Here is a 13,681-nt window from a genome sequence, read left to right as displayed (position 1 = left end):
GATCGCACTGGACGATGCTAACGCATCGCCAGGAGCGATCCGACCTCTCCCCGCGGGAGAGGTCGAGACCGCGTTTGCGGCTACATCTCAATTCAATGCACCACCTCGAACAAACCGGCCGCGCCCATGCCGCCGCCGACGCACATGGTGACGACCGCGTATTTCGCCTTGCGGCGGCGGCCTTCGATTAGGGCATGGCCGGTCAGCCGCGCGCCCGACATGCCGTAGGGATGGCCGACCGCGATCGCGCCGCCGTCGACATTGATCTTCTCCGGATCGATGCCGAGCTTGTCGCGGCAATAGAGCACCTGCACCGCGAAGGCCTCGTTCAATTCCCAGAGGTCGATGTCGTCGACCTTGAGGCCGTGGCGCTTGAGCAGACGCGGCACCGCGAACACCGGCCCGATGCCCATCTCGTCCGGCTCGCAGCCGGCGGCGACAAAACCGCGGAAGATGCCGAGCGGCTTCAGGCCGCGCTTGGCGGCTTCCTTGTCGCTCATGATCACCGTCGCGCTGGCGCCGTCCGAGAGCTGGCTGGCGTTGCCGGCGGTGATGGTGAACCCGTCGCCGCGCACCGGCTTCAGGCCGGCAAGCCCTTCGGCAGAGGTCTCGGGGCGCGGGCCTTCGTCCTTTGACAGCGTGATGTCCTTGAAGGTGACTTCGCCGGTCGCCTTGTCGGTGACGCCCATTTTCGTGGTGATCGGGGCGATTTCGTCGTTGAACCTGCCGCCCTGCTGGGCGGCCGCGGTGCGGCGCTGGCTCTCCAGCGAATATTCGTCCTGCCGTTCGCGCGAGATGTTGTAGCGCTTGGCCACCACCTCGGCGGTGTCGATCATCGGCATGTAGACCTCGCCCTTGATCTTCAACAGCGCCGGATCCTGGGCGTGGAACGTGTTGGCGTGATCGTTCTGCACCAGGCTGATGGATTCGCCGCCGCCGCCGACCGCGATCCCGACGCCGTCGAACAGCACCGAACGCGCGGCGAGCGCGATCGCCTGCAGGCCCGAGGCGCATTGCCGGTCGATCGTGGTGCCGGCCACCGTCACCGGAAGCCCCGCGCGCAAAAGCGCCTTGCGCGCGAGGTTGCCGCCGGTTGAGCCCTGCTGCAACGCCGCGCCCATCACCACGTCCTCGATTTCCTTGGGGTCCACCTTGGCGCGGGCGACCGCTTCGCCGATCGCATGGCCAAGCAGGGTCGCGCCTTCGGTGGCGTTGAGCGCGCCGCGATAGGCCTTGCCGATCGGGGTTCGGGCGGTGGAAACGATGACGGCGTCGGTCACGGGCGGCCTCCTGTTGCGAGTTGTTGTTTGGGTGATGCGGTTTGCGGTGAAGATTTCTGCTGGTTGCGCAGCTCGTGGCGCGACAGCTTGCCGACCGGCGTGCGCGGCAATTCGTCGACGAAGTCGAGCGCGGCGGGCAGCTCATGCTTGCCGAGCTTGCCGGCCAGGAACGCGCGCAGCTCTTCCAAAGTGAATGGCTTCGCGCCATCGCGCAGCTTGATGAAGGCCTTTGCCGCCTCGCCGCGATAGTCGTCAGGGATTCCGATCACGATCACTTCCTGGACGGAGGGATGCATGTAGATCGCCTGCTCGATCATCTGCGGGTAGACGTTGAAGCCGCCGGAGATGATCATGTCCTTCTTGCGATCGACCAGATAGAAATAGCCGTCGCTGTCCATGTAGCCGATATCGCCGGTCAGGAAGCGGTCGCCGACAAAGGCTTCCGCGGTTTCCTTCGGCTTGTTCCAGTAGCCTTTGGTCACGTTGGGGCCGCGAATGCGGATTTCGCCGACCTCGCCGACCGGCATCACCTGCTTCGGGTCGTCCAGCGAGACCACATCCAGCTCGATACCCGGCAGCATCAGCCCGATCGAGCCCGGCTTGTCCGGTCCCTCCAGCGGATGGCTGGTGCCGGGCGAACAGGTTTCGGTCATGCCCCAGCCGCTCTTCAGCTTCTGGCCTACCTTGCGCTCGAAGATTCGCGCCACTTCGACCGGCAGCGGCGCGCCACCCGAACCGCAACTCACCAGCGACGACAGGTCGCGCCTGTCGAGATCGGGCAGGTTCGCGATCGCGATCCACATCGTCGGCACGCCGGGGAATACGGTCGCGCGCTTGACCTCGATGTCGCGCATCACCGCCTCAACGTCGAAGCGCTGGTGCAGCGAGATCAGATTGCCGCGCTCGAGGTTGGAGAGCAGGACCACGGTCAGCGCGTAGATATGAAACAGCGGCAGCACGCAGATCACGCGCTCGATCGCATCGCGCCTGGCCCGCACCGGCCGGCCCCAGACCTCGTAGATCGACACCGCCGACGTCAAATTGCCGTGGCTGAGCATGGCGCCTTTGGGAAGACCGGTGGTGCCGCCGGTATATTGCAGCACCGCGACATCATCGGCATTGATCGCGGGCCATTGCTTGGGCTTCACCGCGCCATCGACGAATTGCCCGCAGGTGACGACCGCAGGATGATCCGGCAGCGGCGCTTGCGGGGTGCCGACCTTGCCCCAGCGGTCGTCCTCACAGACGATCAGGCGATCGATCAAGCCCTTGTCGAGGAATTTCAGCGCGGTCGGCAACAGCGCCGAGAGATTGCTGGTGACGAGCACGCGCGCGCCGGAATCGGTGAGCTTGTGCGACAGCGCGATCTCGCCGTCGAGCGGCGATAGATGCACCACGCGGGCGCCGGCCTTGAGCGCGCCGAAGAAATTGACCGGATGATCCGGCGTGTTGCCGAGGAACAGCGCGACCGAACTGTCCTTGCCGTAGCCGGCGCGCAGGAACGCGGCGGCCGCCGTCTCGACCATCGCTTCCAGCTCGACGAAGCTGACCGGACGGTCGCGGAATTCGATCGCGGTGCGCGAACCGAAATCGGCCGCCGCCTTCGACAGCAGATCGGGCAACGTGCCACGCGCGATCGGATCGTCCCAATGGACGCCTTCCGGATAGAATTGTTCGCCGGGATGCATCTTCAGGGTCTCAGGGTTCGGTGAGCCCCCTCTCCCGTGGGGAGAGGGTTGGGGTGAGGGGGTACGGTCTATCGGTATGCTGTCCCCCCTCACCCGGATCGCAAAAGCGATCCGACCTCTCCGCGTGGGAGAGGTAAGATGGAGCGCGGAGACACGACATCATTTCCAATGGCATCAACCTGCCTTCGACGCCGTCAGCGACGCGAAGGTCTTGCCTTCGGCGGCGAGGCGCTTCAGCAGCGGCGCGGGCTCCAGGCTCGGATCGTTGGTCTCCTTGGCGTAATAGGCCAGCCGATCGGCGATCTGCTTCAGCCCGACCTGGTCGGCCCAGAACATCGGGCCGCCGCGATAGATCGGCCAGCCATAGCCATAGAGCCAGACCACGTCGATGTCGCTCGGGCGCGCCGCGATGCCCTCTTCGAGGATCCGCGCGCCCTCGTTGATCATCGGATACATCATGCGTTCGAGGATCTCGTCATCGGAAACCACGCGGCGCTTGCGTCCGAGCCGCTGCAGGGTTTCGTCGATCAGCTTCTCGACCTCGGGATCGGGCAGCGGCGCGCGCGAGCCGCCTTCATATTTGTAGTAGCCCTTGCCGGTCTTCTGGCCGAGGCGGCCGGCCTCGCACAGCGCGTCCGCGATTTCCGCCCTGATGCCGCGGTCCTTGCGCGAACGCCAGCCGATATCGAGACCGGCGAGATCGCCCATCGCGAACGGCCCCATCGGCATGCCGAATTTGGTCACGACGGCGTCGACCTGCTGCGGCAGCGCGCCTTCGAACAGCAGCTTTTCCGCCTGCTTGCCGCGCTGCGACAGCATCCGGTTGCCGACGAAACCGTCGCAGACGCCGACCACGGCCGGCACCTTTGCAATCTTGCGTGCGATCGAAACCGCCGTCATCAGCGCGTCCGGCGCGGTCTTTTCCGCGCGCACGATCTCGCACAGCTTCATCACATTGGCCGGGCTGAAGAAGTGCATGCCCAGCACATCCTGTGGGCGCGAGGTCTCCTTGGCGATGTCGTTGATGTTGAGATAGGAGGTGTTGGAAGCGAGCACCGCGCCCGGCTTGGCGTATTTATCGATCGCTCCGAACACTTCCTTCTTCACCGCCATGGTCTCGAACACGGCTTCGATGACGAGATCGGCGTCTTTCACGTTCTCCAGCCCGACCACGCCCTTGATCAGGCCCATGCGCTTGGCCGGCGCATCCGCCGGGATGCCGCCGCGCGCGGCGGTGGCCTCGTAATTCTTCTGCATCACGCCGAGGCCGCGCTTGAGCTGCTCCTCGCCGGTCTCGATCAAAGTCACGGGAATCCCGGCATTGGCGAACGACATCGCGATGCCGCCGCCCATGGTGCCGGCGCCGATAATGGCGACGCGCTCGATGGCGCGCGGCTTGGTGCCTGCGGGCACGCCCGAAACCTTGGCCGCCTCGCGCTCGGCGAAGAACGCGTAACGCTGCGCCTTCGACTGATCGCTCGCGACCAGTTTAAGGAAGCTCTCGCGCTCCTTCTTCAGACCCTCGTCGAACGGCAGATCGATGGCGTAGCCGACCGCGTCGGCCGCAACGAACGGCGCTTCCAGCCCGCGCGCCCGTTTCGTCATGGCGGCGACCGCGTTGGTAAAGATCGAGCGGTCGGCCTTGGCGGCGGCCAGCTTGGCGTTGTCATCGCGCAATTTGTGCAACGGGCGCTTCTCGGCCAGCACCTTGCGGGCGAACGCCTCGCCGCCGACGGCCGGATCCTCGACGATCTCCTCGATCAGGCCGTTCTTGAGCGCCTCGGGGGCGCTGATCGGATCGCCGCCGACGATCATCTTGACCGCGAGCTCGGGTCCCACCGCGCGCGGCAGGCGCTGCGTGCCGCCGGCGCCCGGCAACAGGCCGAGCTTCACTTCCGGCAGGCCAAGCCTGGCGTCCTTGGTGGCGACGCGGAAGTGGCAGGCCAGCGTCACTTCCAGACCGCCGCCGAGCGCGGTGCCGTGGATCGCCGCGACGACCGGCTTCGGGCTGCTCTCGATCACGGCGAGCACGTCGTTGAGAATCGGAGGCTTCGGCGGCTTGCCGAATTCGGTGATGTCGGCGCCGGCGATGAAAGTGCGGCCGGCGCAGGTCAGGACGATCGCCTTGACTTCGGGATCGGCGATCGCGCTCTTGATGCATTCCAGGATGCCGCCGCGCACCGCGGCGCTCGATGCGTTGACCGGCGGATTGTCGACCGTGACGATGGCGACGACATCATGACGCTCAAGCTTGACCACTTCGCTCACGGCAATCTCCTTGGATACTTGTTCTTATCAATTTCGCACTGCGGAATTTAATTCCACATCTTGACACGGAGGGTTATTTTGAAGCACGTCCCTTGTCAACGAGGCTCGCACAACCGCAATCGATGAAACGTCCAGGCAAGAAAGTGGCGACCGATCGCAGCTTCGTCGTCGCGCTCGCCCGCGGTCTCGATGTGTTGCGCGCATTCCACCCCAATGACGGGCTTCTTGGCAATCAGGAGATTGCGGCCCGCACGAAATTACCGAAGCCGACCGTTTCACGGCTGACCTATACGTTGACCAAACTGGGATACCTTACGCCAGTCCCGCGGTTCGAGAAATATCAACTTGCGCCGGCGGCGATGGCGCTCGGCTACGCGGCGCTTGCCAATCTCGGCGTTCGGCATTTGTCCGAACCCTATCGCGAGGAGGTCATGCGCGCGACCGAAGGCGCGGTGGCGGTCGGCGGCCGCGACCGTCTCAGCATGGTTTACTTCGGCCAGAGCCGCAACGGATTGACGCTCGGCGTCCAGCTGGATGTCGGCTCGCGGATTCCGATAGCGACCACCGCGATGGGCCGGGCGTATATCTGGGCACTGCCCGAAGACGAGCGTGCCTCTTTGTTACGCGAACTCCGCGACCATTATGGCAGCCGCTGGTCCAAGATGCGTGACGGTATCGAGCGTTCCGGCGAAACCGTGGCGCGGCATGGTTTCGCGATCTCGGCCGGCGAGTGGCAGGTCGACGTGCATGCGGTCGGCGTCGCCCTGAATCTCAATGACGGAACCGGCCCTTACGCCTTCAATTGCGGCGCGCCCGCGTTCCGCTTCACGGAAGACCGGTTGCGCCGCGATATTGGGCCCCGTCTGGTGGCGATGGTAAGAAAGATCGAAGCGGCGCTCGGTGGCGCGACCGTGTCGCAACCACACATAAAGCCAGCCCCCATCAAAAAAGAAGAAAGCAAGAGGATGAAACCGGGAGGAAAAGCTGCGCGCATGGTCGAGGAGATCAGATAGCCCGTATCGGGATGATTTGCGGGCAGCTTCGCGTGGTTATTCCGGCCTGACGAGACCTCCTGGCGGAACACAATGACGCAGGCGGAGGTCCGCAGGGACAGCCCCCCGCTCGCGATGTGCGACGTCGGTGTCGTGATCGGCGCTGTTGATCCTCTTGCCGGCCGTTCGCGAAGAATTCCATCATCTTCCGGATCGCGATGCTGCCGGCCTGCGGCAATCGCCACCCTCGCGACGGCGGTGATCGCTTCCGCTACAGGGGTTTTCTTTTGCTTCAATTGGATGGATAACCGGCGTCTCTTTAATTTCCGCTCAAATTCCGTGAAGCGATGACCGACCGACGCCCTTTCCTGCGCGCCCTCTTCGACGCCGCCGTTGCCGCCGCCCACCCCGACGTCGTGCTCGCCGCGCATCTGCGCCCGCTGCGCAAGGGAAACCTGACGGGCCGCGTGATCTGCTTGGCCGCCGGCAAAGGCGCCGCCGCGATGGCCGTCGCCGCCGAACGTTATTATCTCGATGAATGCAAACTCGATCCGTCGCGGCTGGTGGGCATCGCCACCACCCGGCACGGCCACGGCCTGCCGACACGGCGGATCAAGGTGGTCGAAGCCGGCCATCCCGTGCCCGACGAGGCCGGACTGAAAGGCGCGGAGGACACGTTGAAGCTGGCGCAAAGCGCCGGGGCCGACGATCTGCTGCTGGTGCTGCTCACGGGCGGCGGCTCGGCCAACTGGATCGCGCCGGTCGAAGGCATCAGCTTCGCGCAGAAACAGCAGGTGACGCGCGCGCTGTTGCGCTCGGGCGCGCCGATCGGCGAGGTCAACACCGTGCGCAAGCATTTGTCGCGGATCAAGGGCGGCCGGCTGGCGCGCGCCGGCCAACGCGCCGAGATCGTCACGCTGGCGATCTCGGACGTTCCGCATGACGATCCGTCGGCGATCGCGTCGGGACCGACGGTGCCGGATCCGACCACGCTGGCCGATGCCCGCGCCATCGTCGCCAAATATGACCTCAAGATCGACGACGCCGTCCGCCGCGCGCTCGACGATGTCCATAACGAAAGCTGCAAGCCCGGCGATCCCGCTTTTGCCCGCGCCCGGTTCGAGCTGATCGCCAGACCGAGGGCGTCGCTCGATGCCGCAATCAAGCTGGCGAGGGACGCCGGCTACGAAATCATCGATCTCGGCGCCGATCTCGAAGGCGAAGCGCGCGACGTCGCAGCCGGTCACGCGCGGCTGGCGCTCGACGCGCACGCCAAAGGCAAGCGCGTCGCGATCCTGTCGGGCGGCGAACTCACCGTGACCGTGCGCGGCAACGGCCACGGCGGCCCCAACCAGGAATATGCGCTGGCGCTGGCCGGCCTGCTCAACCAGACGCCCGGCCTGTCGGCGCTGGCGGCCGACACCGACGGCGCCGATGGCGGCGCCGGCAATGCGACCGATCCGGCCGGCGCAATGATCGATCAAACAACCTTCGACAAGATGAAGTCGCTTGGCCTCGAGCCCGGAGCTTATCTCGCCAACAACGACGCCACCGCTTTTTTCGCGGCGACCGGCGATCTGTTGCTGACCGGCCCGACCCTGACCAATGTCAACGACATCAGGGTGATCTTGGTGGACTAAATTCGCCGTCATTCCGGGATGGTGCGTAAGCGCCAGACCTCGGATGCGCAATTGCGCATCGGGGAATCTCGCGCCACGAACTCGAGATTCCGGGTCTGCGCCTGGCGGCGCATCCCGGCATGACGGCGTGTGCAGGACGAGCTCAAAACTCGTTTGCGATTTTCGCCAACATCGCGAGCAGCGCGGCGCGGTTAGCAGAGCCGAGCAATTCATTGAGGCGCGCTTCGTGCTTGGCGGCGACGAGTTTCTTGGCGCGGGCCAGCACCGCGCGGCCCTTGTCGGTGAGGACGAGAATATGGGAACGCCGGTCGCTGGTGGAACGGATCCGCGCGCAGAGGTCGCGGCTTTCCAGGCTGTCGAGCATCGCCACGAAATTCGGTCTGAGGATGCCGAGCGTGCTGGCGATCTCGGTCTGGTTGCGTCCGGGATTGCGGTCGACCAGCAACAGCACCGAGAATTGCGCCGGCGTCAGTTGCAGCGGCGCGACGCAACGCAGGAAATCCTCGAATATCCTGAGCTGCGCACGCTTCAGCGAGTAGCCGAGCAGTTCGGACAATTCGCCCATCTGCAGCGCGGGCGTTTCGGCCGCGGCCTGTTGCTTGATCCGTTCCTTGCGGGCGAGACGCGGTGGCCTGGCGGGGACGGCGGGTCTGGAAACAGTCATCGCTCGCGGCCCGCAATCCCTGTAAGTTGAAACGGCGCTGCCGCGAGGGGCGCGGAGCTTGAGATTATAATTGATAATTGTTATCCACCATACCAAATGCCGGCAGCATGCTTCAACTGCTGTCATCGGTCCGCCGGACAGCCCTGTCGGCGCGCGACCGGTTTGGGGTCTGTAGGGGGAGCGCCCGGTCTTGAACACGACGATCATGCTGTTCCTGGTGCAGGACGGCATCACCAACGGCGCGATCTATGCGCTGCTCGGGCTGGCGCTGGTGCTGGTGTTCGCGGTGACGCGCGTGATCCTGATTCCGCAGGGCGAATTCGTCACCTATGGCGCGCTCACCTATGCCTCGCTGTCATCAGGCCACGTTCCGGGCACCGCGCGGCTGGCGGTGGCGATGGGCGTCGTGGCGTTCTGCCTCGACCTCTATGCCGGCCGCCGGTCGCTGCATCGCAGGCTGGTCGGGCGCGCGGTCGCGGTCAACATCATCCTGCCGTCGATCGTCCTCGCGCTGACCTCATGGACGGCCGGCCACCCAAGCGGCATCGCGATCAACATCGCGCTGTCGCTCATGATCGTGGCCGTGATCGGCCTGTTTCTCTACCGCATCGCGTTTCAGCCGATCGCGCAGGCCTCGGTGCTGGTGCTGCTGATCGCTTCCGTCGGCTGCCATCTCGCCATGCAGGGCTTCGGCCTGGTGTTTTTCGGCGCCGAAGGCCAGCGCGCGCCACCGCTTTCGACCGCCTCATTCACCGTCGGGCCGCTGCGCTTCACCGGCCAGAGCATCGCGGTCTACGTCATCACGGCGGCGCTCATGATCGGGCTGTGGCTGTTTTTCGGCACCACGCTGACCGGCAAGGCGCTGCGCGCCACCGCCGTCAACCGCCTCGGCGCCCGCCTCGTCGGCATCCGGACCTCGCTCGCCGGACAGATCGCTTTCCTGATGGCCGCGATGATCGGGGCGATCTCGGGAATCCTGATCGTGCCGATCACGACGCTTTATTACGACACCGGATTCCTGATCGGCCTGAAAGGTTTCGTGGCCGGCATCATCGGCGGCCTCGTCAGCTACCCCTTGACCGCGATCGCGGCGCTTTTCGTCGGACTCGTCGAATCCTTCTCCTCGTTCAGCGCCAGCAATTTCAAGGAGGTCATCGTGTTCACGCTGATCATCCCGGTGCTGGTGCTGCGCTCGCTCGCGGCGCCCGCGGTCGAGGAAGACAAGGATTGACCGCGATGGCGGAACGATTGCCGATCTTTCTGTTCGCGCTGGTGATGGCGGCGATCCCGTTCATTCCGGGCATGCCGCCGTTCTGGATCGCGCTGCTGGACAATATCGGGCTCTCCGCGCTGGTGGCGATGGGGCTGGTGCTGCTGACCGGCGTCGGCGGCCTCACCTCGTTCGGCCAGGCCGCGTTTTGCGGCTTCGGCGCCTACACCACGGCGGTGCTGACCACGGCTTACGGATTGTCGCCGTGGCTGAGCCTGCCGCTCTCCCTCATCGTCAGCGGCATCGCCGCGGTCGTACTCGGGCTGATCACGGTGCGGCTGTCGGGCCATTATTTGCCGCTCGGCACGCTGGCCTGGGGCATCGGCCTGTTCTACCTGTTCAGCAAGCTCGAATTCCTCGGCCGCAATGACGGGATTTCCGGCGTACCGCCGCTGTCGATCGGCTCGCTCAAAATGATCGATCCCGGCACGATCTATTTCGCGATCTGGATCGCGGTGCTGCTCAGCGCGCTGCTCACCGTGAACCTTCTGGACTCGCGCACCGGCCGCGCCATCCGCGCGCTGCGGCGCGGCCACGTCGCCGCCGAAGCCTTTGGCATCCACACGCCGCGCGCCAAGCTTCTGGTCTTCATCCATGCGGCAGTGCTGGCCGGCCTCTCCGGCTGGCTCTATGCGCATTTCGAACGCACCGTGAATCCGACGCCGTTCGGGGTGCAGGCCGGCATCGAATATCTTTTCATCGCCGTGGTCGGCGGCGCCGGTTACGTCTGGGGCGGCGTGCTGGGCGCCGCCATCGTCGTCATCCTGAAGGAGATCCTGCAGAGTTACCTGCCCTATCTGTTTCACGGCGAGGGCCAGCTCGAGACCATCGTGTTCGGCATCCTGCTGGTCATGCTGCTGCAACTGGCGCCGACCGGCGTGTGGCCGTGGCTGACGGCGCGCTTGCCCGGCAAACCCGGCCGCAAACGGCCGGACACCTCGCTGACCTTGCCGGCGCGGCCGCAGGCCGCGGCAACGGCGGCGGTGCTGCTTCGGATCGACAACGCGCGCAAGCAATTCGGCGGCGTGGTCGCGGTCAACAATGTTTCGTTCGACGTGCATGCCCGCGAGATCGTCGCGCTGATCGGACCGAACGGCGCCGGCAAAAGCACGACCTTCAATCTCGTCACCGGCGTGCTCACTTCCTCGGGCGGACGGATCTCGGTGCTCGGCAAGGACATCCACAATGCGCCCCCGCAGGAAGTGGTGAAGCTCGGCGTCGCCCGCACCTTCCAGCACGTCAAGCTGGTGCCCGACATGACCGTGCTGGAGAATGTCGCGATCGGCGCCCATCTGCGCGGCCATGCCGGCGCGGTCTCCAGCCTGTTGCGGCTCGACCGCGCCGATGAAGCAAGGCTGCTGGCGGAAGCCGCGCGCCAGATCGAGCGCGTCGGTCTCGGCGACCAGATCGACCAGCTCGCCGGCAATCTCTCGCTCGGCCAGCAGCGCATCGTCGAGATCGCGCGGGCGCTGTGCGTCGATCCGATCCTGCTGCTGCTCGACGAGCCCGCCGCCGGATTGCGGCATATGGAAAAGCAGCAGCTCGCGGCACTGCTGCGTCAATTGCGCGACGGCGGCATGTCGGTGCTGCTGGTCGAACATGACATGGGATTTGTAATGAACCTCGCGGACCGCATCGTGGTGCTGGATTTCGGCACCAAGATCGCCGAAGGCACGCCGGCCGATATCAAGGCCCATCCCGATGTCATCAAGGCCTATCTCGGAGCGGTCGCATGAATCCTGACGGGAATGCGCTGCTCGAGGTCGCCGACGTCCATGTCGCCTATGGCAAGGTCGAAGCCGTCCGCGCGGTCTCGCTCCACGTCGCCGAAAACGAGATCGTCACCATCGTCGGCGCCAATGGCGCCGGCAAGACCACGCTGCTCAACGCCATCATGGGCATCCTGCCGCTGAAAGGCCGCACCCTGTTCGCGGGCGAGGACATGGCGCGGCTCGATATCGAGGATCGCGTCGCGGCCGGCCTGAGCCTGGTGCCGGAACATCGCGAATTGTTCGCCACCATGAATGTCGAGGACAATCTCAAGCTCGGCGGATTCCGGATGACGAAGGCCGCCAACGCAGCCTCGTTCGAGCGGGTCTATAGCCTGTTTCCGCGGCTGAAGGAGCGGCGCAAGCAGTTCGCCGGCACGCTGTCGGGCGGCGAGCAGCAGATGCTGGCGATGGGCCGCGCCTTGATGGGCGCGCCCAAGCTGTTGATGCTGGACGAGCCGAGCCTGGGCCTGGCCCCGATCATCGTCGCGGATATTTTCCGCATCATCGGCGAGTTGCGCGCCAGCGGCGTCTCGGTGCTGCTGGTCGAGCAGAACGCGCAAGCCGCCCTGCAAATCGCCGACCGCGCCTATGTGATGGAGCTCGGCGAATTCATCCTGAACGGACCGGCCGGCGAGATCGCCGCCAACCAGCGCGTCGCCGCCAGCTATCTCGGCTTCCAGCACGAGGGCGAAAGCCCGGTTTAGATCGCCGCTTGCATTTATACTACGCTGCGGTTCACTTCACCCTCCCCTGGAGGGGGAGGGTGAAAAGCGCAAACTGATCGAACAGAGTTACGGCCCGCCGCTCACTGCGCCGGAACGTATTTTCCGTTCTTCACCGTGAGCAGGATGCGCGAGCGGTCGTCGAGGCCGTAGCGGTCCTTTTCGGTGAAATTGTAGACGCCCTGGGTCGCCGCGATTTCGCGCTCGCTCAGCAGCGCCTGGCGGATCGCCTCGCGGAATTCCGGCGTGCCGGGCTTGGCCGTCTTCAAGGCCACCGGAACGACGCGCTCCAGCACCTGGAAGGCATCATAGGAATGACCGGCGAACTGGCTGCGGCTGTTGGCGCCATATTTGGCTTCATAGGCGGTGTTGAGCGCCAGTCCCGGCTTCTTGGTCAGGGCGCTGTCGGGCTGGTCTTCCGGATCCATCACCGGGCCGGACGCCATGATCACGCCTTCCGCCGCCGGACCCGCGATGCGGATGAAGTCCATGCTGGCGGCGCCGTGGGTCTGGTAGATCAGGCCCTTGTAGCCGCGGTCGCGCAATTCCTGCTGCGGCAATCCCGCCGCGGTGCCGGAGGCGCCGATCAGGATCGCGTCGGGATTGGCGGCGACCAGTTTCAGCACCTGGCCCGTGACCGACGTATCGGGCCGCGCGAAGCGTTCTTCGTCGACCAGCGTCATGCCCATCGGAATGCCCTGGCTCTCGAGATCCTTGAACCAGAGATCGCCGTAGGAATCGGAAAAGCCGATATAGCCGACGGTCTTGATGTTATGCGCCTTCATATGCTCGTACAGCACCTTGCCCATGATCGACACCGATTGCGGCATATCGACCGACCACTTGGCCCGCTGCGGCGGAATCGGAAACGGCGCCAGCGAAATGTGCGGAATTCCGGCCTCGTTGGCGACATCGGAGATCGCGATCGAGGGCGGCGTCGTCGATGAGCCGATGATAACGTCGGCCTTGGACTCCGTGACGAAACGGCGGGCGTTGGTGGTGGCGTTGGCCGGATCGCCGCCGTCGTCGAGCACGATCAGCTTGAGCGGCACGCCGCCGATTTCCTTGGGCACGAATTCGAGCGCATTGCGCTCGGGAATGCCGAGCGCCGCGGCCGGGCCGGTGGTCGAAATCGAGATGCCGACGGTGATTTCATTGGTCTGCGCCCGGGCCGAAAGGCCCGGCAGCGCCAGCGCCGCCGCGATCGCCGCGGCGGACAGGTGAACGAGTTTCATTGACTTCCTCCCTTGGATATTCCCTTGAATCTTATGTCTCAAAGCAAAATTCGACTGCTCATTCAGCCCCCTCTTTAGGCGATGTGGCCGCCCGAGTCAGCCCGGCAAAACGGCTTTGGCGGCGCACGAAATTACGGCCTCCTCCGGCCA

At 65.2% G+C, this 13,681-nt stretch carries 10 protein-coding genes; 5 read left to right on the top strand and 5 right to left on the bottom strand.

Annotation, left to right across the window (positions count from 1 at the left end):
- Positions 1 to 92: 92 nt before the first annotated feature.
- The 3 genes from HB630_RS16705 to HB630_RS16695 all read right to left on the bottom strand — a co-directional run bounded on the left by HB630_RS16705 (position 93) and on the right by HB630_RS16695 (position 5,236).
- Positions 93 to 1,280 carry an acetyl-CoA C-acyltransferase gene (locus tag HB630_RS16705; RefSeq protein WP_213773370.1) on the bottom strand — a complete coding sequence of 396 codons (1,188 nt, stop codon included), beginning with the start codon at positions 1,278 to 1,280 and terminating at the stop codon, positions 93 to 95.
- A complete protein-coding gene (gene pimA, locus HB630_RS16700) occupies positions 1,277 to 2,968 on the bottom strand; it encodes a dicarboxylate--CoA ligase PimA (protein WP_213773369.1) in 1,692 nt (563 codons plus the stop codon). The genes HB630_RS16705 and pimA overlap by 4 nt, the downstream gene beginning before the upstream one ends.
- Before the next feature lie 174 nt (positions 2,969 to 3,142).
- Positions 3,143 to 5,236, bottom strand: a complete 2,094-nt coding sequence (locus HB630_RS16695) for a 3-hydroxyacyl-CoA dehydrogenase NAD-binding domain-containing protein (protein ID WP_213773368.1) — start codon at positions 5,234 to 5,236, stop codon at positions 3,143 to 3,145.
- Positions 5,237 to 5,358: 122 nt separating this feature from the next.
- Here HB630_RS16695 and HB630_RS16690 point away from each other — a divergent pair, with 122 nt between their 5' ends.
- Together HB630_RS16690 and HB630_RS16685 are read left to right on the top strand one after the other, a co-directional pair.
- The gene (locus HB630_RS16690; RefSeq protein WP_213773367.1) at positions 5,359 to 6,249 is read left to right on the top strand and encodes an IclR family transcriptional regulator; all 891 of its coding nucleotides are present in this window, start codon (positions 5,359 to 5,361) and stop codon (positions 6,247 to 6,249) included.
- A 326-nt stretch (positions 6,250 to 6,575) separates the two neighbouring features.
- On the top strand, positions 6,576 to 7,868 hold the full coding sequence (locus HB630_RS16685) for a glycerate kinase (RefSeq protein ID WP_213773366.1): 1,293 nt from the start codon (positions 6,576 to 6,578) through the stop codon (positions 7,866 to 7,868).
- A gap of 142 nt (positions 7,869 to 8,010) precedes the next feature.
- Here HB630_RS16685 and HB630_RS16680 read toward each other — a convergent pair whose 3' ends face one another.
- A complete protein-coding gene (locus tag HB630_RS16680) occupies positions 8,011 to 8,532 on the bottom strand; it encodes a MarR family transcriptional regulator (protein ID WP_213773365.1) in 522 nt (173 codons plus the stop codon).
- Positions 8,533 to 8,722: 190 nt separating this feature from the next.
- Between HB630_RS16680 and HB630_RS16675 the strand changes: the two genes are divergently transcribed.
- From HB630_RS16675 to HB630_RS16665, 3 genes are read left to right on the top strand one after another with little or no spacing between them, the layout of a single operon-like run.
- The gene (locus HB630_RS16675; RefSeq protein ID WP_213773364.1) at positions 8,723 to 9,763 is read left to right on the top strand and encodes a branched-chain amino acid ABC transporter permease; all 1,041 of its coding nucleotides are present in this window, start codon (positions 8,723 to 8,725) and stop codon (positions 9,761 to 9,763) included.
- 5 nt (positions 9,764 to 9,768) lie between these two features.
- A complete protein-coding gene (locus HB630_RS16670; RefSeq protein ID WP_213773363.1) occupies positions 9,769 to 11,538 on the top strand; it encodes a branched-chain amino acid ABC transporter ATP-binding protein/permease in 1,770 nt (589 codons plus the stop codon).
- Positions 11,535 to 12,278 (top strand): ABC transporter ATP-binding protein, encoded by a 744-nt coding sequence (locus tag HB630_RS16665; RefSeq protein WP_213773362.1) that lies wholly within the window; start codon positions 11,535 to 11,537, stop codon positions 12,276 to 12,278. The genes HB630_RS16670 and HB630_RS16665 overlap by 4 nt, the downstream gene beginning before the upstream one ends.
- Positions 12,279 to 12,379: 101 nt before the next feature.
- Here HB630_RS16665 and HB630_RS16660 read toward each other — a convergent pair whose 3' ends face one another.
- On the bottom strand, positions 12,380 to 13,531 hold the full coding sequence (locus HB630_RS16660) for an ABC transporter substrate-binding protein (protein WP_213773361.1): 1,152 nt from the start codon (positions 13,529 to 13,531) through the stop codon (positions 12,380 to 12,382).
- Positions 13,532 to 13,681 lie beyond the last annotated feature (150 nt).

Origin of the sequence: Bradyrhizobium sp. dw_78, assembly GCF_018449525.1 — a bacterium.
GTDB lineage: Bacteria > Pseudomonadota > Alphaproteobacteria > Rhizobiales > Xanthobacteraceae > Bradyrhizobium.
This window is presented reverse-complemented; position numbering and strand designations above follow the sequence as displayed.

Bases quoted from the DNA above. Each gene is read 5' to 3' on its own strand.
- HB630_RS16685 (WP_213773366.1), top strand. From the start codon at position 6,576: ATGACCGACCGACGCCCTTTCCTGCGCGCCCTCTTCGACGCCGCCGTT.
- HB630_RS16665 (WP_213773362.1), top strand. From the start codon at position 11,535: ATGAATCCTGACGGGAATGCGCTGCTCGAGGTCGCCGACGTCCATGTC.
- HB630_RS16680 (WP_213773365.1), bottom strand. From the start codon at position 8,532: ATGACTGTTTCCAGACCCGCCGTCCCCGCCAGGCCACCGCGTCTCGCC.
- HB630_RS16660 (WP_213773361.1), bottom strand. From the start codon at position 13,531: ATGAAACTCGTTCACCTGTCCGCCGCGGCGATCGCGGCGGCGCTGGCG.
- HB630_RS16670 (WP_213773363.1), top strand. From the start codon at position 9,769: ATGGCGGAACGATTGCCGATCTTTCTGTTCGCGCTGGTGATGGCGGCG.
- pimA (WP_213773369.1), bottom strand. From the start codon at position 2,968: ATGCATCCCGGCGAACAATTCTATCCGGAAGGCGTCCATTGGGACGAT.
- HB630_RS16690 (WP_213773367.1), top strand. From the start codon at position 5,359: ATGAAACGTCCAGGCAAGAAAGTGGCGACCGATCGCAGCTTCGTCGTC.